The sequence below is a fragment of the Prevotella sp. 10(H) genome (assembly GCF_000711235.1).
GTDB lineage: Bacteria > Bacteroidota > Bacteroidia > Bacteroidales > Dysgonomonadaceae > Dysgonomonas.
On the sequence record NZ_JOMI01000003.1, the window covers coordinates 80,340 to 103,310 of the forward strand.

The window sequence follows — 22,971 nt, forward strand, 5'->3', positions numbered from 1 at the left end:
AAACTATATAATAATACAGAAATCATTAATAACAAAAATATTATTTAGACGATGAAAATGAAGTATTTTTTAGGTTCTCTACTGAGCCTCATGATCAGCATTTCGGCCTTAGCGCAAAATAATCCCGGCGCGGATTATTTGAGTTTAGGAGAATTAAAACTAGCGAAAGAATATTTTCAGAAGCAATCTTCGGCAGAGGCTAATTATTATCTTGGAGAAATTGCTTTCCAGGAAGGTAATATGGCTGAGGCAAAATCTTATTATGAAAAAGGTTTGGCCGCTAACCCTGAATCAGCTTTCAGTGCAATCGGTCTTGCTAAATTGCAATTGAAATCAGATCCTAAAGGAGCTGAAGATCAATTGAAAGATATTCAGAAAAAAAATAAGAAAGATGTAAATGTTATACTTGCTATTGCTAAAGCATATCTGGACAATGGTATGAAAGAAAAAGCAATGGAAAGATTGCAGGATGCGCGCAAAGCTGACAAAAAATCTCCGTATATCTATATCTTTGAGGGAGATATGCTGGCTAAAGAAAACAAGCCGGGAGATGCAGCAATGCAATATGATCAGGCTATTAACTTCGATGCAAATTCCGTATTGGCATATATGAAAGGTGCTAAAGTGTATGAATTTATCAACCGCAAGACAGCAACTGACATGTTGAAGAAAGCGATTGAAATAAACCCTGAATACAGGATAGCATATAAAGACCTTGCACAAATCTCTTACCGCGATGGTTTTTATCCGGAAGCGATCGCAGCTTATAAGGAATATTTCAAAGGTGGAGATTATACAATAGAAGATATAACATATTACGCATCTGCGGAATATTTCTCTAAAAACTACAACGAAGCTAAGACTCTTATTCAGGAAGGACTTGGAAAAGACGCTAATAGCTTCGTACTGAACCGTCTTTCTCTATATACAAGCAACGACCTCAAGGATTATCCTGCAGCTGTTAGCGCCGGCGATAAATTCTTTAGCATACAGAGAAAAGATACAGTTAAATATCTGAAGCAAGACTATTTGGCTTATGCTAACTCATTGAGTGAAACAGGAAACAAAGCTAAAGCAATTGAACAATACAAGAAAGTAGCGGAGATGGATCCGGCAAATGTCGATGTATACAAAGAAATTGCTACTATCTGTGCAAACGAAAGAATGTATCCTGAAGCAGCTGAATTCTACAAAAAATATATAGAACTTGGTGGTGAAAAAATCGATGCACAGGATTATTATCAGCTAGGTCTTTATTATTCTAATGCAGGCCGCACAGCAAAGAATGATACTATCAACATGACGGCAGATCAGGCTAAGGCTAAGTCCGTTGAATTCTTTAAACTGGCCGACGGTGCATTCGCAACTGTATCTGAAAGAATGCCTGACAGCTATCTTGGTTATTATCAGAGAGCACGTGTAAACTTCGAACTTGACCCTGAAAGTGAAGCCGGTTTAGCAAAACCACATTACGAAAAAACTGTTGAAGTAATCTTGGAGAAAGGTGATACGGATAACAACAGAATCCTGATAGAAGCTTACAGCTATTTGAGCTATTATTACTACCTGCAATTCGATAAATCAAAGAAAGCAGAAGATAAAGCCAATGTAAAAATGTATGCAGAGAAAGTTCTTGAACTTGACCCTGAGAATGCAAACGGTAAAGCTTTATTCGAGTTTGCTAACGCAAAATAAAAGCAACCGATATATAATATTTAAGAATAACCTGAACTCTATGAGTTCAGGTTATTTTTTTGTAAAAAGAATGATTTCGTAGAGAAAAAGACGTATCTTTGCATCCAATTAAGTGGATAGATTTGTATCGATTGCAACCACATGAAAAAATGCTAAAACATTTTCTATACTGCATTATACATTTCCTTCCTGTTTTTATTAACAGAAAAAATTAAGCACAATGAGTTATTTATTTACATCTGAGTCTGTTTCGGAAGGACATCCGGATAAGGTCGCAGATCAGATTTCCGATTCCCTATTGGATGAGTTCTTGGCATATGATGCCAATTCGAAAGTAGCTTGTGAAACTTTAGTCACTACAGGCCAGGTTATATTGGCGGGAGAGGTAAAGTCGAAGGCTTATATCGATATTCCCGAAACAGCCAGAAAGGTAATAGAGCGTATCGGCTACACAAAAAGTGAGTATCAGTTTGAAGCACAATCATGCGGCGTTTTGTCGGCCATACATGAGCAATCGGATGATATCAACAGGGGAGTAGACGGTAAATCCGACCCGATGGATCAGGGAGCGGGAGACCAAGGCATGATGTTCGGGTATGCAACGTCCGAAACTGATAATTATATGCCGCTTGCACTGGACTTATCGCATGCCTTATTATTGGAATTATCTGCAATCCGTAAGAATGAATTGGATTTAATGCCTTATCTACGCCCCGATGCAAAATCGCAGGTAACTATCGAATATGACGATAACGGTACGCCTATGCGTATAGATACTATAGTTATATCTACCCAGCATGATGAATTTGGGGATGATAAGACGATGCAGGATAAAATCAAAGCAGATGTTATCAATATCCTTATTCCACGTGTAAAAGAGAAATATAAATTCAGAGATGATATTACGAAGTTATTTACAGACGATATTACCTATCATGTAAATCCTACAGGCCGTTTCGTTATCGGAGGCCCCCATGGTGATACAGGGCTTACAGGCCGCAAGATCATTGTAGATACCTATGGCGGAAAAGGAGCGCACGGAGGTGGAGCTTTTTCGGGGAAAGACCCGTCGAAGGTAGACCGTTCTGCAGCATATGCATCGCGTCATATTGCAAAAAATCTGGTAGCAGCTGGTATATCCTCTGAAATATTGGTGCAGGTTTCGTATGCTATCGGTGTGGCAAAACCGATGAATATTTATGTAAATACTTATGGCAAGAGTAATACCGGCCTTACAGACGGTGAGATAGCCAAAAAGGTGGAAAAGATATTCGATATGCGTCCGAAAGCTATTGAGGAAAGACTGAAGCTCAGGAACCCGATATATGCAGAGACTGCCGCATACGGTCATATGGGACGTGAGCCGCAAGTGGTATCTAAGACATTCAAATCCCGTTACAATCCGGAAGGAATTACGCGTGAAGTAGAATTATTCACGTGGGAAAAACTGGATTTTGTAGATACTATAAAAAAGGAATTTAATTTGTAATCGTGATATGCAGATACATGTCCGGCATGATTCCGTATATGTATCTGCTTTAATAATATATTGATAAACCTTTCGTGAAGGATTCCATATCATCATATACAAGTATCAGGGATAGTATTGCATTAGCTGATTCTCTCCGTCAGAAATCTGTTGAAATAAGGCCGGTTTTGGGGGAAGTAGTACAGGCAAACGACAGTGCAGCCTACAATCTCTATACTGAAAAGCCTATGTCGGAAGACCGGATAGCGCATGACGGAACACCTTTGCATTTCTCTATTGAACAGACCGACGGGGTTTTTGCTTTACTATTGTTGTGCTTTCTCTTTTTTGCACATTTATACAACGGTGGATTTACTTTTTTGAAGGAAAATCTATCCTTATTATTTCATTCGGAAAAGGGACAACGGGCATTTAAGCAAACAACGGTAAAGGAATATTTATACACTTATTTTCTTGTATTCCAAACTGTCGTTTTGATAGCTATATGCGTATATGATATTTTTATTGAATATGATCCCCAAAGTAATGCCGCTCACAGACCGTTTATATCTATTTTGTTGAATATATTACTGATAGGGCTGTTCTTGGGTGTGAAAGATGTATTATATATAATAATAGGTTACATATTTGACGGACAGAGGCAAATGAATGTATGGAGACGGACACATCTGTTAGGAATAGAAGTATTGGGAATACTGTATTTTATCCCGACATTGCTATTAGTGTATTCCGATTTTTACCATACTCAGATTGTTATTTTCATGTTAATATTGTTTCTAATCGTCCAATTAATACTTTTTTACCAAATAATAATCTTTTTTATCAGAGAAAAATTTAACTTTTTGTATCTGATTGCGTACCTTTGCACCGTTGAAATATTACCTTACATATTTCTAATTATTGGATTGGTTTATTTATATAGAATTGACGTTTTAAATATACTATGGCATTAAAAGTAAAGAAGGTTTTGATCTCTCAACCTGCACCTTCTACAGAGAAATCTCCGTACTTTGATATTGCTGAAAAATATCATTTACAGTTGGATTTCCGTCCGTTTATACGTGTAGAAGGATTAGATGCGAAAGAGTTCAGACAACAACGCATAAATATACAAGATTACACCGCTGTTGTATTTACGGCGAAAACAGCAATCGACAACTTTTTTTCACTGTGTGAAGAATTCAGGATAACAATGCCTGAAACAATGAAGTATTTCTGTATTTCGGAAGCTGTCGCATTGTATCTGCAAAAATATATAGTTTACAGAAAACGTAAAATATTTTTCAGTACCAACGGGAAAATGGACGGATTGTCTGTTTCGCTTACTAAACACAACAAGGAGAAATTTATCGTTCCTGTATCTGATGTGCATACCGAAGATTTAACAGCAGTGCTCGACGAGAAGAAGATAGATTATACAAAGGCGATAATGTATCGTACTGTTAGTAATAACATCACCGAAGAAGAAATATTGTCTTACGATATGCTGGTATTCTTCAGTCCGTCGGGTATAGTATCCCTGTTTAAGAATGCTCCTCATTTCAAACAGGAAGAAAGAGCTATCGGTTGTTTCGGTGCATCTACAGCTAAAGCGGTACGCGATGCAGGCTTGAGGCTCGACTGCGAGGCTCCGTTACCCGGTATGCCGTCTATGACTGCAGCATTGGAAAGTTTTATCAAAGATAATCATAAGGCTAAATAAGCTGTTACGATATAAATTAAAGAAAAGCTTAACATACATGGTTAAGCTTTTTTTGTTCTGAATTGTATGATAATAAACGACAAAGACCTCGGAGAAATAAAACTTGTGAAGAATGCGCAGGCCAGAAGGATTATTGTCCGTCGCAAAGACGATTATCTGCAATTGACTTACCCGCCGGGTACAAGTCTCACCTACATTGAGAAGACAATTGAAGAAATGAAGCCGCGCCTGTTTAAACTCTTGGAAAAGAAAAAGGCAGGATATATTTTTACTCCTCAAACAGATTTTAAAACATTTAGTTTTGCTCTCAATATAACAGAGAGTACTTCCACTTCTAATTTTTACATGAAACTTAAGGATGGCATTTTATATTTATCCTGTCCCTTCGGTACAAATTATAAAGATTTTTCCGTACAGACTACTATAAAAAAACTCGTAGAAAAAGCCTTACGCTATGAAGCAAAACGTCTTTTCCCTCAGAAAGTCGAAGCTTTTGCCCGTCAACATGGCTTTACCTATTCCGGAGTGAAGATTAATCAGAGCCGTACGCGCTGGGGTAGTTGTTCTTCCAAAAAAAGCATAAACCTGTCTTACCATTGCATGCTGTTGCCTGAATATCTGGTAGATTTTGTTATACTCCATGAACTGTGCCATACCTGTGAAATGAATCATGGAGAACGTTTCTGGGCGCTGTTGGATAAAGTTTCCGGCGGTAAGGCCAAACAGCTGACTAAAGAGTTGAGGTCATATAAGACCGGCTGGTAAGCTGTCTATTCTGTCAGGGATTCTTTCCCGAAACTGAGAGGCAACAAATCTTTTGCCGATCCCACTTCATAAATCTTATTCTTTCCGTACATAATTACTCTTAACGGCTTGTCGAATCTGTTTTCGACTTCTGTCATCACTTGCCTGCACGATCCGCAAGGGCAGCAAGGAACTTCCGTAAATTCCCCGTCATGAAAAGCGGCAATGGCAATAGCTGTAACCGGATTATCGGGTTGCTCTGCATTTGCAGCAAAAAGGGTGACACGTTCCGCGCATAAACCTGAAGGATAGGCGGCATTCTCCTGATTATTTCCCCTTACTATTTTACCGTCCGATAATAAGGCGGCTGCTCCCACATGAAAGCCCGAATAGGGCGCATATGCACCTTTTGTTGCTAATTTTGCCTCATTTATAAGCTTTTTTATACTATCGGAACTCTCATCAAAGGTATAAACGAGTATCTTTGTATTCAGAACAAAACTTTCCATAACGAATGTTGCTATTAATTAAACATCATAAATATATGAAAAAAGCTTATTCCCCGAAGGCTTCGCATCGGTTTATTATATTTTCCCTGCTTATTTTATTTACATCCGTTACTGCATTTTCGCAGGCCAAGCGTTATAAAGTTTATGATGAATACATCGATCAGTATAAAGGAATTGCTATCGATCATATGAAGAAATATAAGATTCCGGCCAGTATCACACTGGCACAGGGATTACTGGAATCGGGTGCAGGAAAAAGTGCCTTGACAAAGAATTCGAACAACCATTTCGGAATCAAATGTCATAACGACTGGAAGGGGGCAAAAGTATATCACGCCGATGATAATCCGAATGACTGTTTCCGCAAATATAAACGGGCAGAAGATTCTTATGAAGACCATTCCCGATTTCTTGCGGAAAAACCACGCTATAAGGCTCTGTTCTCTCTTTCAATAACTGACTACAGAGGATGGGCAAAAGGTTTGCAGAAAGCAGGCTATGCAACGGATAAAGCCTATGCGAATAAACTGATAAAGCTGATAGAGGATTATGAACTTTATCGCCATGATAAAAAGAATTCCGGAAAAGATAAAAGCAAAGACAATAAAGATAAAGGTAAGAAAGAAGAACAGATAGTAGTTGTAAAATATAAACATACTCCGTATAAAACTCATAATCTTGTCTACGTAGTTGCCCAGGACGGAGATACTTACGAAGCAATCGCTGCCGAATTTAGTTTCAAAGCGAAAGATTTATATAAATACAATGAAGTTCCGCAAGGTTTTCCGCTTAAACGAGGAGATCTTGTATACTTTGAAAAGAAAAAATCGAAAGCAGACAAGCCGCATTATGAGCATATCGTACAGGTCGGAGAGTCTATGCACAGTATATCGCAGCTGTATGGCATAAAGGTCAAGAACCTTTATAAAATGAACAAAAAGGACTTTGAATACGTTCCAGAAGAAGGTGATGTTTTAAAACTAAGATGAAATTAAAACACAAAACTTCAAATTTATAACATAAAATGAAACAATTATTTTTAACTGTTGCCTTTTTCTTATTGGCAATGGGAACGTATGCACAGGATGAAAAAACAGAGGAATTAGTAGACGGAAAATGGAACCTTAAAGGAGTAACCGGATTGAACTTATCACAAACAGCGGTCAGCAACTGGTCGGCAGGTGGTGAAAATGCTATGGCCGGAACAGTATACCTGAACGGTTCATTAGTACGAAAAAGCGGAAACTGGCTTTGGTCAAACGCGCTGGCCTTGGAATACGGGCTTACAAATACTAAATCTTTAGGGACACAAAAAACGGGTGACAAAATCGATTTTACCACACAGTTAGGTTATTCAACCGACAATAAATGGTATTATACAGTGATGGGTGACTTCAAGTCGCAATTCTATAAAGGATATAATTATCCGGATAAGGAACATTATATCTCCAAATTCTTTGCTCCGGCATATACCAATATATCTCTCGGTATAGAATACAGGCCGAATACTACCTATTCTATTTACATGTCGCCGCTTGCAGGAAAACTTACCTTTGTTGAAGATGATTATCTTTCGAGCATCGGGGCTTTTGGCGTAGATCCGGGTGACAGGTTTAAGGCAGAGTTCGGTGCCTATGTAAAGGCGCGTGCCGAAAAGACTATCATGGAAAATGTGAAACTGATTTCTACAGCGGACTTCTTTACAGCATACGACAGTTCGTTCGGAAATATAGACGTCAACTGGGATTTACTGATAAGTATGAAGATTAATAAGGTTCTGAGCGCAAGTGTAAACACGACATTGAAATATGACGATGATGTGAAGATTATAAATGACGACGGAACTACCGGAGGACCGAAAGTTCAGTTTAAAGAAGTGATAGGAGTAGGAGTAGCCTATAATTTCTGATTTTAAGGTAAAATATATAATACGAATGGCATTAGTATTGCACTAATGCCGTTTTTTTATTGCAAAAGATATGCTAAACAAATATTAAAGCGTAAACTTTGCTTGCCTGTTTCTGAATTTGTACTAATTTTATGCAACTAACAATTTAATCCACGAAATATGAATAAATTTCTTTTAATCTCGTTATGTGCAATCGTATCGGTGCTGGCATACGCTCAAGAGGATAAGAAATATCTGGCAGGTGCTGTGCCTGAAGTAGATGGCAGAGTAGTTTTTTCAAAATCGATAGCAGTAAAGAATCCTATTTCGGATGCAGACTTATTCGATCTGATGAATAACTGGGCAACTGAAAATTATGGTAAGAGCGATAATAAAGATTTAAACAACAGAGTTCTTTTATCAAATAAAGATGAATTGGATATTGCCTGTCAGGGAGCGGAATTTCTAGTGTTCAGAAAAAATGCATTTGTGCTCGATCAGGCTAAATTTATGTATCAGTTGATACTGAATACCGAAAACGGCAGTTGTCTTGCAACTATAAGAAGTATTAAATATGAATATTCGGATAGCAAGAGCTATCTTCCTGCAGAAGAAATGATAACCGACAAAGTTGCTGTAAATAAGAAAGGCGATAAGTTGAACAGATATTATGATAAGTTCCGTACTCAAACGATCGATAATGTTGAGGAAATATTTGCTTCTATCGACAAGTATCTTAACGGAACCACAACCGGTGGAGCAGTAGCTGCTGCCACTCTTACTCCTGCTACTCCTGTGACTACATCCGAACCTATTCAGATAACAGTAACAAATGTTCCATCACAGGGAAGTGCCATGGCCGCATTCAAACAGGTTGATGCAGGTAAAATACCGGAAAGCCTGAAAGGAAGTAATGCTTTGATGCTTTCAGGTTCTGTAAACAATCCTTCTGTTATGCCTGTACAATGGGGCGGTGTGGCCACATTGATGGGGAAATCCATGGCATTGATTACTGTCAATTCTGCTCAATCAGCAGCAATAGATAATGCCGAGACATATACAATATCTTTTTATACAGAGATATATGCCGATGCATTGAAACAATTTGAAAATACCAAAGGCAATATAAATGACAAAATAAAGGCTTCCGGTCTTACACCGGTTATGTCTTCAGATGCGCCTGCTTTCTCAGAAGCATGGATGATTATCGAATGCAGAAAGGCTGGGGTGATGCCATCTACCGACTCGAATGCAACATCCGATAAAACATATTTAGGGGAGATAATAAACGTCTGGATAAAATAGAATATAAAGTAAAAGCTTATGAGAAAAATAGCTTTAATTACCGGTGCTACTTCGGGTCTCGGTAGGGCAATAGCTTTACGACTGGCGAAAGAGGGATATGATGTAATCATTACAGGCCGTCGTCAGGAACGTCTCGAAGAACTGGAAAAAGAAATAGAGATAAATTACGAATCCAAAGTGTTAGCATTGTGCTTCGATGTAAGGAATTACACCGAAGTGGAAGATGCTATATCCTCCTTACCCGAGGAATGGAGCAAGATAGATATTCTTGTAAATAATGCCGGCTTGGCTGTGGGATTAAATTCTATACAGGAGGGGGTAGTCGATGACTGGGAGCGTATGATCGATACTAATATAAAAGGCTTACTATATGTGACCCGTGTTATATCGCCGGGCATGGTCGCCCGTAAATCAGGACACATTGTGAATATCGGTTCCATTGCCGGAAAAGGTGTTTACCCTAATGGGGCAGTATACTGTGCAACCAAGCATGCTGTTAATGCATTGAGTCAGGGCATGCGCATGGATATGCTTCCGTATAATATACGCGTTACACAGGTTTGTCCGGGCGCAGTAAATACAGAATTTTCGCTTGTCCGTTTCAAAGGCAATCAGGGTAGGGCAGATCAGGTCTATGCAGGGTATGAAGAACTTACTGCAGATAATATTGCCGATGCTGTTTATTATGCTGTATCGCAGCCTCCGCATGTAGATATACAGGATGTATTAGTAATGCCTACTGCTCAGGCAACGGGAAATATGTTTCATAAGGAGGAGAAATAGGTCCCCGTTCCCCCAAGGGGGACATTATATAATTTGAATTTTAAATAAAAATAATACGCTCTTTGTAACCTCCCCCCTGGGGAGGCAAGGAGGGGCTGAAATATATGCGCATAGATATAATCAGTGTTTTACCTCAAATGTTTACAGGCCTTATAGATTGCTCTATCCTTAAGAGGGCACAAGATAAAGGACTCGTTGAAATCCATATTCATAATCTGAGGGATTATACTACCAACAAGCATCGTAATGTAGACGATTATCCTTTCGGCGGTGAAGCCGGAATGGTAATACAGATAGAACCTATCGACAATGCTATTACATCCTTGAAGCAGCAACGGATGTACGATGAGGTAATATATACTTCTCCCGACGGCGAAGTTTTCAATCAAAAGATAGCGAATCAGATGTCCTCATACGAAAATATAATTATCCTCTGTGGGCATTACAAAGGGATTGATTACCGTGTGCGGGAGCATCTGATCACCCGTGAAATATCTATAGGCGATTATGTCCTTACCGGCGGAGAACTTGCCGCGGCTGTAATGGCTGATGCTGTAGTCCGTCTGATACCGGGGGCAATAGGCGATGAGCAGTCGGCACTTTCCGATTCTTTTCAGGATAATCTGCTCGCTCCTCCGGTTTATACCCGCCCTGCCGAATATAAAGGATGGCGTGTGCCCGATATTTTACTATCAGGTCATCAGGCCAATATAGATGAATGGAAATTGCAGCAGGCAATGGAACGCACCGAACGCCTGCGCCCTGACCTACTTGAAAATAAAGATTAGAATTCCACTTTTACAGTCACACGTTCTTTGCTGCCAGTTGTCCAGCGAGGGCCGGATTGAATCAGTCGTATGGCCTCATTGTCGGATGTACCGCACAGGCTGTATTTTACATCGAAGAGGAACGGTTGACCTAATGAATTTACAGAGAACTCAACTGCGACCTTTCCTTTACGGTCTTTACATATATCATCAGTCGGTCGTCTGAGCGATTTTTTGAGATATTCATTATATTTTTCGTATCCGATTACAGGTTCTGGTTTTCCGCTTTTGCTTTCTTCAGCAGATGGTGCTGTACGTTCGCTGAAATCTTCGGGAACATATATTTCTATAGGTTCTTCATTCTGCCTGTTCACACCTTCCGATAACAGTTCCTGTTCCTCTTTGCTTATAGAAGCATTATCTTCCCTCTCTATTTTGAAGCGGGAAATATTCGGTTTGTATGCATTATATGCTTTTGCCAGATCGGAATTTTTCTGAGCAATTACGGCAATATTTTCGGTATAATATGCTTCAGGTACGTAAATCTCGATGATAGAATTATCCGGAGCCTGCTGTGCATACAGTCCCGATTTATGGTAATCGGTCAGGAAATATCCGCCTATACCGAATACGATGACAATAGCAGCTGCAGCGCTCTGCCACAACTGGGAGCGGTTCTTTTTCGTTTTTGTTTTGGCTCTGAGCCGGTTCTGTATAGTGTTTATTCGTTCGATATGATTGTCGTCGATACTGTCGAAACCTTCTATAGCTTCATACAAAAACGGATCCTTCATCGAATCTTTTTCGATCCGATGAGCATCTTTGCCCTTCCTTTGTCCTCTTATGTAATCTAAAAATTTCATTCCTTCAGATTTTTTTCGATACAAATTTTTAAATTCCGTTTTCCGTTTTGAATATAACTTTTCACACTTTTCAGATGAAAGCCTGTTTCATCCACGATGTCAGCATAGGATTTGTTTTCGTAAAAAAACTTTTCCACAGATATGCGTTGAGGCTCCGGCAATTTCTCCAAGCACTCATTCAGTGCATTTTCCTTTTCTTCATCTCTTGTGTCACTAAATAGATCAATTGTGGTGTCGGATTCCATAAGTTGAGAGTCGAAATTAACTATAATTTCCTTTTTATTTTCTTTCAATATATGGAAACAGTGGTTTTTTACCACACTATAAAGCCAGTTCTTAAAGACTTTGATTTCGTAATCCTGTATTTTCTGCGACAGGTTTTCATATATATCGATGACAGCATCCTGCGATTGTTCAGGATTTTGCAGATACTTCAGGCAAAGACCATAGATAAGGGGAATGTAACGTTCATAAAGCTGCTGGAAATACTCGGCTTTCCCTGTCTTTTTAAATAAAGACAAGAGAGATTCATCGCTGTCGGATTCTATTTTTTTATGTAGGCTAAAAAAACGCAAGGGAAATCAATTTTACACAAATCTACAAGAATTTAATTAATAATCAAATATACCCAAATCTTAAGTATAATGCCAAATTTTCACATTAGAGTTAATTTTTCTAGTAATAAATTGTTTACATGCTTCATTTTATGTAATTTTGCCAACGAATTATTAACAAGTTTAATTTTTTAACAAGCACCCATTATTATGAAAGAAAAAATTGGAACAAATGCAGGTATTATCTGGGCTTACCTGGATGCAGAAGGTAGCAAACCGCTTAAAGACATCAAAAAAGCATGCAAATTGACTGAAAAAGATATGTATGCAGCTTTAGGCTGGTTGGCTAGAGAAGGTAAAATTGCATTCAACGAACTAAAGGACGACTTGCAAGTCGTTTTGTTGTAAAAAAGCAAAAACAACTTTATCAGATAAAAGAGGTACTTAGCTTATGCTTAAGTGCCTCTTTTTATATTTATATGCAGGAAGTCTGTTCCGGATTAATTTAGAGGTGTAATAATTTTGTTAATTCGTTGCTATTACTTATTTTTGTCTAGCATTTTGGCTGTTTTATGACTGAAAATGATGAAAAACTTCTGGCCGAATTTGAAATAAGGATGCGGCAGTTGATGTATCTCTGTGATGCGCTTAAGGAAGAAAATGCCTTGTTGAAAAAGGAGTTAGCAGAGAAAAGTTCGGCAATCGAAAGTTTGGATTCGGATATAAAAGAGTTGAAAAATAAATATGACAATCTGAAATTTGTGAAATCATTTTCATCGGGAAATACAGATGAAATATCACAGGCTAAAAAGCGATTGTCGAAATTAGTGCGGGAAGTAGATAAGTGTATCGCCATGCTGAAAAATTAAAATAAAGGATAAAAGTTATGGACGATCATTTAATAATTAATCTACGCGTGGCAGATATGAGATATCCTCTCCGGATAAGACGCAGGGATGAGGAAATGTTTCGGAAAGCTGCGAATGAGATAGATTATAAATTAGGACAATATAAAAATTATTTTACAGGCAATTCGCCTCATTCATTGCAGAATGCCGATTATATGGCTATGACCGCTATACAGGCAGTAGCAGAGAAAGTAGAACACGAACTGAGGGCCGATGCATTCGAGTCGAAAGTGAAGGAACTGACACGGGAATTGGAAAATTATCTCAGAGAGAACGTAAAATAAGCTTATAATAGTACTGAAAATCTAAGCACTAATTTAATGTATGGCCAGAACATACTTAAATTGGTGTTTTTTTATTTATATAAATGTGTTTTTTAAATTAATGAAAATAAAATTATGGATATATTATTTTATGCAATAGCTTTCATCGCCGGGGCAGCCGTGACGTGGATAGCTTTGAATTTATCTTCAAATTCGAAGTTGAAGCGCCAGCTGAGAGAGGCGGAGCAGGAAGCTGAAGTGATCAAGAAAAATAAGTTGCTGGAAGTCAAAGAACAAGCCCTGCAGATGAAATCGGAGTTTGAGAAACAGGCCAATAGCCGCAATTCTAAACTACAGGCAGCGGAAAGCAAAATCAAGCAACGTGAACTTACCCTGAACCAGAAACAGGAAGAACTGCAGCGTAAAAAGAGTGAAGTAGATGCGATTAAATCAAATCTGGATAATCAACTTGAAGTTGTAGAAAAGAAAAAACAGGATCTCGATAAACTTCACAAACAGGAAGTGGAAAGACTTGAAGCCCTATCGGGACTTTCGGCCGAAGAGGTAAAAGAAAAACTTGTGGAAGCCCTGAAAGACGAGGCACAGACACACGCCCAGTCTTATGTCAACGATATCATGGAAGAGGCCAAGATGACGGCCAACAAAGAAGCCAAAAAAATCGTAATCCAGTCTATACAACGTGTAGCTACAGAAACGGCTATCGAAAATGCAATTACTGTATTCCATATCGAATCGGACGAAATAAAAGGCCGTATTATCGGACGCGAAGGACGTAATATCCGCGCGTTGGAAGCTGCTACAGGTATCGAAATAGTGGTAGACGATACACCGGAGGCTATTGTCCTTTCGGGATTTGATCCGGTAAGGCGCGAGATTGCCCGTCTGGCACTGCATCAGTTGGTAGCGGACGGACGTATTCACCCTGCACGTATCGAAGAAGTAGTTGCCAAGGTGAAAAAACAAATAGAAGAAGAAATTATAGAAACCGGAAAACGTACAACTATCGACCTTGGCATACATGGTCTGCATCCTGAGTTGATACGTCTTGTCGGTAAAATGAAATACCGTTCGTCTTACGGGCAAAACCTGTTGCAGCATGCCCGCGAAACAGCCAACCTTTGCGCAGTTATGGCAGCGGAACTGGGGCTGAATGTAAAGAAAGCGAAAAGAGCCGGATTGCTTCACGATATAGGTAAAGTGCCTGATGATGAGCCGGAATTGCCACATGCTTTATTAGGTATGAAGCTGGCTGAAAAATATAAAGAGAAGCCGGATATCTGTAATGCTATCGGTGCTCACCACGATGAGGTAGAAATGACCAGTCTTTTGGCGCCTATTGTACAGGTATGTGATGCTATTTCAGGAGCCCGTCCGGGTGCACGTCGCGAAATCGTAGAGGCATACATCAAGCGCCTGAATGATCTGGAACAATTAGCGCTATCCTATCCGGGAGTATTGAAAACATACGCCATACAGGCAGGACGCGAACTGCGTGTGATTGTAGGTGCGGATAAGATAGACGATGTGGAAACAGAAAAGCTATCGACCGATATAGCGAAGAAAATTCAGGATGAGATGACTTATCCGGGACAGGTAAAAATTACTGTTATTCGTGAGACACGTGCAGTAAGTTACGCTAAATAAAATAAGAATAAGTTATTATACTAGAAGAGGATTTCTGATAGAAGTCCTCTTTTTTATATTTTTCCTGTATGGTCGGCGAGCAACTAAGAAACCGTCACTATCAAAATAGAGAAACGGAGGCAAACAATGCCCCCGTTTTTTTGTTTAAAAAAGTAGTGTGATGCTCTGATCGCTCGGAGTATAATATTTGTCGCAAGCGGGGATAAAAAAATCACATGAAGAATAGAATTTTATCTTTATAGAGGGATTTTGCTTGTGGTTCTTTGAAATAAATAATAGTTACGAGTTACTTCGCCCTGCGGGCAGTTACACGTTACAGGTTTTTAAATTAATAGTTGATAGCGTTTCTGTTTGTACACTGTCAATTATTGATTGTTCATTATCAACTGAAAAAGTTACTTTTGTTACTTTTTGAATTTTCTTATACAGGAGGCTAACGGCTGAAAGCTATCAGCTAACAGCTATAAATCCGTTACTTTTGTTACCTTTTAACTATATATGGTTAATAAAAGTGAAAATAGATTGGGGTTGCAAAGTAAACTTTAAGAGCAAATGTGTTATCAAATAATTATTTATATTGCTTAAAGTAAAAGATATATATAAATTTTATGAAAAAACGAAACTGCGGCGGAACAAATTAATATACTTTTTGAGGTTAAAGGTTATTTTAATTACTTTTGCAGTCAGATATAAAGGTTTAATAAAACAGTAAGCATAATGGCATATAAAATAGCGGTTTTCGATGCAAAGCCTTATGATATGGTTACCTTCAATAAGGTAAACGAAGAATATGGCTTTGAACTGATATATCACAAAGAACATCTTGACAAAAATAATGTGCTGCTTGCAAGTGGTACAGATGCCGTCTGCATTTTTGTAAATGCTAAAGTCGATAAAATTGTTATCGATAAATTGCATTCCTATGGAGTGAAACTGATTGCACTCCGATGTGCAGGTTTTAACAATGTGGATATAGCAGCTGCAGCAGAAAAGGATATAAAAGTTGTTCGTGTACCCGACTATTCACCACATGCCATTGCAGAACATACGCTTGCTCTGATGCTTTGCCTTAACAGGAAGGTACACAGGGCATTTCTTCGTACACGCGACGGTAATTTCTCTCTGATAGGATTTCAGGGATTCGATATGTACGGAAAGACAGTCGGTGTGATCGGTACGGGAAAGATCGGCAAGGTGGCTATAGGTCTGTTTAAAGGTTTGGGGATGAATGTTCTTGCCTATGATCTTTATCCGGATACTAAATGGGCAGAATCTGCCGGAGTAAAATATGCTTCGTTAGATGAATTATATGCCGGCTCGGATATTATCACGTTGCACTGTCCCTTGACCAAAGAAACCGAATATCTTATACGTGACGAATCCATAGCAAAGATGAAGAAGGGTGTAATGATAATAAACACCGGGCGTGGTAAACTTATACATACCCGTCATCTGATTGAAGGATTAGTCTCGGGAAAGGTTGGCTATGCAGGTTTGGATGTATATGAAGAAGAAGGTGCTTATTTTTATGAAGACCATTCCGATACGGTAATGACAGACGATGTGCTGGCGCGTTTACTATCCTTCAATAATGTCATTGTAACCTCTCATCAGGCATTTTTTACACAAGAGGCTATGTCGAATATTGCACATACGACTATGGAAAATATGCTTGATTTCTTTAATGGTAAAGAGTTGAAAAACGAAATAGTATATAAAGCAGAATAAAATTAATAGCAGGCGTTTAGGTGATGATAAGGATTTTAAGTCTTGTTTTTTGTTTGTTTATGTTACTGGGAAGTGCTTACGCTTCCGAGCCTAAATTTGTTGTCGTCATCGATGCCGGACATGGAGGCAGAGACGGTGGGGCTGTAAGAGGTTCATACAAAGAAAAAGATATAAATCTTGCTGTAGCTAAGATATTGGGAGAACTCATCGAAGCCAATATGAAGGATGTAAAAGTCGTATATACCCGCAAAACAGATGTTTTTGTCGATCTGGATAAGCGTGCACAAATAGCTAATAAGGCCAAAGCAAATCTCTTTATATCCATACATACAAATTCTACTGCAGCAAAATCGGCAACCGTATCAGGGGCTGATACATACATACTTGGTTTGGCGCGAAGTGCGGAGAACTTAGAAGTAGCGAAACGAGAAAACTCGGTTATATTACTAGAAGACGATTATACTACTAAATATGAAGGGTTCGACCCTAACTCGCCGGAGTCGTATATCATATTCGAATTCATGTCGAATAAGTATATGGAACAAAGTCTTCAGTTTGCCGATCTGGTGCAAAAAGATTTTCGTAATATTGCCAAACGTACCGATAGGGGAGTGCGCCAGGCAGGATTTCTTGTGTTAAGGAAGACAAGTATGCCAAGTGTTCTGATAGAACTCGGGTTTATAAATAATGCGAACGAAGCAAAATATCTGTCGTCGCGTACAGGGCAGAGGGCTATGGCAAGTTCGATATATTCCGGTTTTCAGAAATATAAGAAGGAGTTTGATAAAAAACAGGGCCGTATCGATAGTACTACTGACAAGGAAGAAACGGTAACAACTATAACCGAAGATATTGTAATCAAAAAAGACAAGCTGGACGAAGAAGATATGATCATTACTACTACCGAGAAAGTAGACATGCCAACCGAAAATAAAACGATAGTAACAAGAAAAACTATTGAAACAACATTAAAAAAAGAACAACCGTCAAAGACGAAAGAACAACCGGTAAAAAAAGTAACGGAAACAACGGTCAGGGAAAAAGAAACGAAGACAAAAGTGACTACTACACCTGACCTGACGAACAAAATAGAATACAGAGTTCAATTTCTTGTAACAGAAAACAGACTTCCTGAAAAGTCATTAAGATTTCAGGGTTTATCGCCGGTATCATATTATAAAGACGGTAGCTCTTATAAATATACCTACGGATCGACGACCGATTTTAATGAAATAACGAATATACAACGGGAGGTCAGGAAAAAATTTAAAGATGCTTTCGTCGTTAAGTTCAAAAACGGGGAACGTATCAAATAACTTAGCTTAAAAGTGCATGTAGAATTACATATATAAGATTATTATGAGTAAAATATCGAAAGAAGTAAAAATAGGTGTAGCCTTTGTAATTGCAATTTTTCTTTTATACTATGGTATTAGTTTTCTGAAAGGTGTGAATCTTTTTAAACCATCAGATACATATATTGTAGTTTTTGATGATGTGTCGGGACTGACACAGTCTACACCGGTTACAATGCACGGTTTTCAGGTAGGGCTGGTTTCGTCTATGAAACTTGATCCGAAAAATCCGAAGCAGGTACTCGTATATCTTAATATGGATGATGGAGTGAAAGTTCCGAAAGGAAGTAAAATGTCTTTGGACGTTTCGGTTCTCGGTTCGGCAACTATAATAATGGAAGCCAACCCATATTCAAAAGAATACCTATCTTCTACCGATACTATAAAAGGCACTCGCGTAAAGGGAATGATGGATGCTGCAGGCAATATAATTCCGAAGGTCGATTTATTAATTCCTAAAATAGACTCAATTCTTATTGGGCTTCAGACGCTTGTAAACAGCCCTGCACTTACTCAATCTCTAAGTGATATAAATAAGATAACGGGAGACTTGGCAAAATCTACACGTCAGCTGAATGTAATGATGACTGCTTTGAATAATGATGTACCTGTAATAACAGGAAACCTCAATAAGATGTCCGGTGACTTGAGCAGTGTATCAAATAAGGTCAATCAAATGGACTTGCAGGCTACATTCAACTCGATCGATTCTACTATGAAAAATATCCAGCACTTATCAACTAAAATTTCATCTAAGGATAATTCAATAGGTCTGTTGCTGAACGATCGTCAATTATATGACAGTATTCAGGGAACAATTAGTAATGCTTCGTTGTTACTTAAAGACGTAAGGGAAAATCCATCCAGATATATAAATGTTAAAGTTTTCTGATATTGTTATTTAGAGGGATTCTAAATAACAAAAAAAAGGATTTTTCCATAATCGTGTAAACCAGATACTTTTTGCACAATGTGTAGTTTTGGTTAAGAAATGGTTTAAGTGCATTTAACTTTTTTAACCTGCTAATAATGAGGTGCTTATTTTTATATATCGAAATGATTTTGTAATATTGTCATAAGTCCTTGAATTTAAACCAGATATTTTCTAAATCGAAATTCCAAATTTGGAGACACTTTTTTTTTCTGAAATTAATTCAGAAATTTACATAACCAAACAGAGAGGGTAATCTAGAAAAATATAATCTAAACTATTAAATGAATTCTTCTTCAACTAAAAACCTATGGGCTAATTGTTTGAAGGTTATCCAGGATAATATTCCTGAGGCAGCTTTTAGGACGTGGTTCTTACCGATTGTACCGCTATCTTATGAGAATAAGGTATTTACAATACAGGTTCCAAGCCAGTTCTTTTATGAGTACCTTGAAGATAAATTCGTTGATCTCCTAAAAACAACGTTGCACCGCGAAATAGGTAACGATACAATCCTGCAATATCGTATTCTAATGGAAAATACAACTAATACGGTTGTAGATTACAGAGGTAATATGACGGCAGCACCTGTAGACAAGGTTCCGGCGAAACTCACCGGAAAGATCCCTAATCCATTTCAGAAAGTGGTGGCTGATGATTTCGATTCTCAGCTCAACGGCAAGTATTTGTTTGACAACTTCTTTGAGGGTGAGAGTAATAAGTTGGCACGGACTGCCGGTGATACAATTACAAAAAATCCGGGCAAGACAGCATTCAATCCGCTATTTCTTCATGGTACATCGGGTGTAGGTAAAACCCACCTTTGCCATGCTATCGGAAACCGTATCAAGGAACTTTATCCGGAGAAACGAGTCTTGTATGTCACGGCACACTTATTCAAGATTCAATATGCTGATGCCGGACGTTTCAATACGATAAATGATTTCATCAATTTTTATCAGGGTATAGATGTTCTCATAATCGACGATATACATGAACTGTCCGGAATAGAAAAAACCCAGAATACATTATTTCATATCTTCAACCATTTACACCAGAACAATAAGCAACTTATCCTTACATCCGACAAAGCACCTTCAGAACTTCAGGGGGTGGAAGAACGTTTGCTTACACGTTTCAGATGGGGATTGACTACAAAGATCGATCATCCGGATAAGGCCCTTCGTTTGAAGATATTGCAGAATAAGATACTTTTCGACGGTCTGTCGATACCGGAAGATGTAGTAGATTATATAGCCGAAAATGTAACGGATAATGCACGTGATCTGGAAGGTATTATTGTATCTATTATGGCTCATTCTTTAGTGTATAATAAAGAAATAGATATGCCTTTGGCCCGTAGAGTTATTGGTCAGGCCATTAAGAAAATCGAGGCTAAGAAAATTACAGTCAGTACGATTGAGTCCGTTGTGTGTGAGTTTTACAACATCAAAAGCGAACTGATTCATACAGCATCACGCAAACGCCAGATTGTGCAGGCGAGGCAGGTGACCATGTATCTGTCGAAGAGTTATACAGAGATGTCTTTAGCTCAGATTGGTTCCTTGATTGGCAAAAAGAATCATGCTACAGTTCTCCATGCCTGTAAGACGGTGAAAGAACAAATGGAAGTCGACAAGGTCTTCAGAGATGAGATCGCCGAAATAGAAAAGAAACTGAAAAACTGAAAATAACTCAATTTTCAGTTTTTTTCCTTCTAGGGGTAAAAATATTGTAATAAATTTCCGTAAGAATTATCTATATTTGAGATAAATGTATTTACTATGGAAATTAGAAAATTAAATTCATCAGAGCCTGTTCCCTATAATTTATTATTATTGGCCGATCCGTCAATAGAAGCGCTTGAAAAATATCTGGACAGAAATTATATTTTTGTTGCTTTAATTGAAGGAATAGTTGTCGGTGTGTTTGCATTATATCCTTTGGATGCAGATAGTATTGAAATAAAAAATATAGCCGTAGACGAGAATTATCAAGGGCAGGGGATTGCTACAGCTATGCTCGGATATGCAACTACGGTTTCAAGAGATAAAGGCTATAGACGTCTTGTAATTGGCACAGCGGATATCAGTTCATCTCCTATTCCTTTATATCAGAAGAATGGTTTTGAAATATATGATGTAAAGAAAAACTTTTTTATCGATAATTATGCTGAACCTATTTTTGATAACGGCGAACAATGTGTAGATATGGTAATGCTGGGGAAACCTCTGACCTAAATATAATAAAAAAGAGCCATACATAATTTGTATGACTCTTTTCAGATATCTAGTCAGTGATCTTATTAATATTCACGTTTTCTGTATCCACCGTTACCACCACCTCTGTTGTTGTCGAAACTTCTGCGAGGGCGGTCGCTTCCTTCAGTGCGAGGACGAGCTTCAGATACAGAAATAGTTCTTCCGTCGTATTCAGCACCATTTAATTCATCGATAGCTTTCTGTCCAGCAGTATTATCTGCCAATTCTACGAAACCATAACCTTTTGAACGGCCTGTGGCTCTGTCCATAATAACTTTTGCTGAAGAGATTTCTCCGTATTCAGTAAAAAGATCTCTCAGATCGTTGTCGTTGATGCTGTAGCTCAACCCTGCGATAAAAATGTTCATTGTAAAAAAAATAAAAAATTAAAATAAATACTCTAGGCAAAAGATGTAAATAGAAAAGCTAAATGAAACTAGACAAGAAAGGTTACCAAAGAAGGGAAAATGACTTGAAAAGAAAAATCGAACTATACTTAAGAACTCTTATGCGATAACAAATGTAAAAATAAAAATCAGTTATTCATCTTTTTAACTGATTATTTTTCGATTAAGCCTTACATTTTTAGTTTTTATTACCAAAAATGGCTGACAAATATCAATGATTCAGACTTTTGTAGTAATTAATTGCTTTAATGACCATATCCTTATCTTTGCTTATTTGCTCTTTTAATGTGTTAATGTCGGAGAATTTTTCGTCGGGACGGATGAAGTCGAGAAATTCTGCCGTCAATTCCTTGTTGTATAGATCTTCGTCAAAGTTGAAAAGATTGACTTCTATACTGATGTTATCTCCATTTTGGAGGGTTGGCCGCTTTCCTATATAAAGCATACCGTCGTACTTCTCGCTGTCGACATGTACATATACGGCATATACACCAAAAGCAGGAATCACCTTGTATGTTTCCCATACTTTTATATTGGCAGTGGGAAAGCCGATTGTACGTCCGACTTTAAAGCCTTCGACTATCTTACCGGAGATAGTATAATTATAGGATAAAAGCTTTGATGTTTTGCGAACATAGCCTTCTGCCAATAGCTTCCGTATGCGGGATGAGCTTACATGCTCACCGCCGGGGAGTTCTTCGGCTTCGATAACTTCTATATCCATTTGCCTGCCATAATCCTTGTAATCTGAAAATCCGTCTTCTCTGTTATGGCCGAACCGATGATCGTATCCGATAACTAAAGTATCGACAGATAGCTTTTCTTTCAGGATATTCTTCATGAATTCCTTTGCCGGAAGTTCAGACATTTCGGGTGTAAAATCGAGGCATATGCAATAATCGATTCCGGTAGACGATAGTCTTTCTATCTTTTCTTCAAATCCGCAGAGTAACGCCGGCTGATAATCTTTCTGTAAAACCTTTCGCGGATGAACTGGAAAAGTTATAACAGCAGATGATAGTCCTTTTGCAGCAGCTTCTTTTTTTACCTGCTCTATCAGGAAACGATGCCCTGCATGCACGCCGTCGAAAAAACCTATCGTTGCCACTAAAGGCGGATGTTCCAGCCTGTTTTCTCTGTCAATGTATAACATA

The 22,971-nt window shown here is 38.3% G+C and carries 24 protein-coding genes; 19 read left to right on the forward strand and 5 right to left on the reverse strand.

Going from position 1 to position 22,971, the window contains the following annotated elements; genetic code table 11:
• The first annotated feature begins 57 nt into the window (after window positions 1-57).
• The 5 genes from K348_RS0105695 (at window position 58) to K348_RS0105715 (ending at window position 5,651) form a co-directional block, all read left to right on the forward strand.
• Window positions 58-1,695, forward strand: coding sequence for a tetratricopeptide repeat protein (locus K348_RS0105695; protein WP_231496749.1), 1,638 nt, complete (start codon window positions 58-60; stop codon window positions 1,693-1,695).
• Window positions 1,696-1,915: 220 nt separating this feature from the next.
• Complete coding sequence (metK, locus tag K348_RS0105700; protein ID WP_029903830.1) at window positions 1,916-3,184, forward strand: methionine adenosyltransferase; 1,269 nt, start codon at window positions 1,916-1,918, stop codon at window positions 3,182-3,184.
• Window positions 3,185-3,258: 74 nt separating this feature from the next.
• Window positions 3,259-4,137 (forward strand): DUF4271 domain-containing protein, encoded by an 879-nt coding sequence (locus K348_RS0105705; RefSeq protein ID WP_156032789.1) that lies wholly within the window; start codon window positions 3,259-3,261, stop codon window positions 4,135-4,137.
• Complete coding sequence (locus K348_RS0105710) at window positions 4,128-4,886, forward strand: uroporphyrinogen-III synthase (RefSeq protein ID WP_029903834.1); 759 nt, start codon at window positions 4,128-4,130, stop codon at window positions 4,884-4,886. The genes K348_RS0105705 and K348_RS0105710 overlap by 10 nt, the downstream gene beginning before the upstream one ends.
• A 66-nt stretch (window positions 4,887-4,952) precedes the next feature.
• Entirely contained in the window at window positions 4,953-5,651 is a 699-nt protein-coding gene (locus K348_RS0105715) for a M48 family metallopeptidase (protein ID WP_029903835.1), read from the forward strand.
• A gap of 5 nt (window positions 5,652-5,656) precedes the next feature.
• Here the strand turns inward: K348_RS0105715 and K348_RS0105720 are convergent, their stop codons facing one another.
• Window positions 5,657-6,139, reverse strand: a complete 483-nt coding sequence (locus tag K348_RS0105720) for a cytidine deaminase (RefSeq protein ID WP_029903837.1) — start codon at window positions 6,137-6,139, stop codon at window positions 5,657-5,659.
• A 35-nt stretch (window positions 6,140-6,174) separates the two neighbouring features.
• Between K348_RS0105720 and K348_RS0105725 the strand changes: the two genes are divergently transcribed.
• From K348_RS0105725 to trmD, 5 genes are all read left to right on the forward strand, one after another.
• Window positions 6,175-7,128, forward strand: coding sequence for a glucosaminidase domain-containing protein (locus K348_RS0105725; RefSeq protein ID WP_029903839.1), 954 nt, complete (start codon window positions 6,175-6,177; stop codon window positions 7,126-7,128).
• Between the two features lie 35 nt (window positions 7,129-7,163).
• Entirely contained in the window at window positions 7,164-8,048 is an 885-nt protein-coding gene (locus K348_RS0105730) for a DUF3078 domain-containing protein (RefSeq protein ID WP_029903841.1), read from the forward strand.
• A 159-nt stretch (window positions 8,049-8,207) separates the two neighbouring features.
• Complete coding sequence (locus tag K348_RS0105735) at window positions 8,208-9,332, forward strand: DUF4468 domain-containing protein (protein ID WP_029903843.1); 1,125 nt, start codon at window positions 8,208-8,210, stop codon at window positions 9,330-9,332.
• An 18-nt stretch (window positions 9,333-9,350) separates the two neighbouring features.
• A complete protein-coding gene (locus K348_RS0105740) occupies window positions 9,351-10,115 on the forward strand; it encodes an SDR family NAD(P)-dependent oxidoreductase (protein WP_029903845.1) in 765 nt (254 codons plus the stop codon).
• Window positions 10,116-10,219: 104 nt separating this feature from the next.
• Window positions 10,220-10,903: a tRNA (guanosine(37)-N1)-methyltransferase TrmD gene (gene trmD, locus K348_RS0105745; protein ID WP_029903847.1), complete on the forward strand. Its 684-nt coding sequence runs from the start codon at window positions 10,220-10,222 to the stop codon at window positions 10,901-10,903.
• Here trmD and K348_RS0105750 read toward each other — a convergent pair.
• Window positions 10,900-11,745 carry a hypothetical protein gene (locus tag K348_RS0105750; protein WP_029903849.1) on the reverse strand — a complete coding sequence of 282 codons (846 nt, stop codon included), beginning with the start codon at window positions 11,743-11,745 and terminating at the stop codon, window positions 10,900-10,902. The two genes, trmD and K348_RS0105750, sit on opposite strands and share 4 nt — an antisense overlap.
• Window positions 11,742-12,320, reverse strand: coding sequence for an RNA polymerase sigma factor (locus tag K348_RS0105755; RefSeq protein ID WP_051697651.1), 579 nt, complete (start codon window positions 12,318-12,320; stop codon window positions 11,742-11,744). The genes K348_RS0105750 and K348_RS0105755 overlap by 4 nt, the downstream gene beginning before the upstream one ends.
• 189 nt (window positions 12,321-12,509) lie before the next feature.
• Between K348_RS0105755 and K348_RS0105760 the strand changes: the two genes are divergently transcribed.
• The 9 genes from K348_RS0105760 (at window position 12,510) to K348_RS0105800 (ending at window position 21,389) form a co-directional block, all read left to right on the forward strand.
• Window positions 12,510-12,707 carry a winged helix-turn-helix domain-containing protein gene (locus K348_RS0105760; RefSeq protein WP_029903853.1) on the forward strand — a complete coding sequence of 66 codons (198 nt, stop codon included), beginning with the start codon at window positions 12,510-12,512 and terminating at the stop codon, window positions 12,705-12,707.
• A 164-nt stretch (window positions 12,708-12,871) separates the two neighbouring features.
• Window positions 12,872-13,168: a hypothetical protein gene (locus K348_RS0105765; RefSeq protein WP_029903855.1), complete on the forward strand. Its 297-nt coding sequence runs from the start codon at window positions 12,872-12,874 to the stop codon at window positions 13,166-13,168.
• 17 nt (window positions 13,169-13,185) lie between these two features.
• Window positions 13,186-13,491 carry a cell division protein ZapA gene (locus K348_RS0105770; RefSeq protein WP_029903857.1) on the forward strand — a complete coding sequence of 102 codons (306 nt, stop codon included), beginning with the start codon at window positions 13,186-13,188 and terminating at the stop codon, window positions 13,489-13,491.
• A 114-nt stretch (window positions 13,492-13,605) separates the two neighbouring features.
• Window positions 13,606-15,135 (forward strand): ribonuclease Y, encoded by a 1,530-nt coding sequence (rny, locus tag K348_RS0105775; RefSeq protein WP_029903858.1) that lies wholly within the window; start codon window positions 13,606-13,608, stop codon window positions 15,133-15,135.
• Window positions 15,136-15,852: 717 nt separating this feature from the next.
• On the forward strand, window positions 15,853-16,863 hold the full coding sequence (locus K348_RS0105780) for a 2-hydroxyacid dehydrogenase (protein WP_029903859.1): 1,011 nt from the start codon (window positions 15,853-15,855) through the stop codon (window positions 16,861-16,863).
• A 59-nt stretch (window positions 16,864-16,922) separates the two neighbouring features.
• Window positions 16,923-18,179, forward strand: coding sequence for an N-acetylmuramoyl-L-alanine amidase (locus tag K348_RS0105785; protein WP_231496750.1), 1,257 nt, complete (start codon window positions 16,923-16,925; stop codon window positions 18,177-18,179).
• Between the two features lie 43 nt (window positions 18,180-18,222).
• Window positions 18,223-19,110, forward strand: a complete 888-nt coding sequence (locus K348_RS0105790; RefSeq protein WP_029903863.1) for an MlaD family protein — start codon at window positions 18,223-18,225, stop codon at window positions 19,108-19,110.
• 323 nt (window positions 19,111-19,433) lie between these two features.
• Window positions 19,434-20,837, forward strand: a complete 1,404-nt coding sequence (gene dnaA / locus K348_RS0105795; RefSeq protein WP_029903865.1) for a chromosomal replication initiator protein DnaA — start codon at window positions 19,434-19,436, stop codon at window positions 20,835-20,837.
• A 96-nt stretch (window positions 20,838-20,933) separates the two neighbouring features.
• Complete coding sequence (locus tag K348_RS0105800; RefSeq protein WP_029903866.1) at window positions 20,934-21,389, forward strand: GNAT family N-acetyltransferase; 456 nt, start codon at window positions 20,934-20,936, stop codon at window positions 21,387-21,389.
• A 65-nt stretch (window positions 21,390-21,454) separates the two neighbouring features.
• Here the strand turns inward: K348_RS0105800 and K348_RS0105805 are convergent, their stop codons facing one another.
• Window positions 21,455-21,778, reverse strand: a complete 324-nt coding sequence (locus tag K348_RS0105805) for an RNA-binding protein (protein WP_029903867.1) — start codon at window positions 21,776-21,778, stop codon at window positions 21,455-21,457.
• Between the two features lie 250 nt (window positions 21,779-22,028).
• Window positions 22,029-22,970 (reverse strand): riboflavin biosynthesis protein RibF, encoded by a 942-nt coding sequence (gene ribF, locus K348_RS0105810; protein WP_029903868.1) that lies wholly within the window; start codon window positions 22,968-22,970, stop codon window positions 22,029-22,031.
• Window position 22,971: the final 1 nt, after the last annotated feature.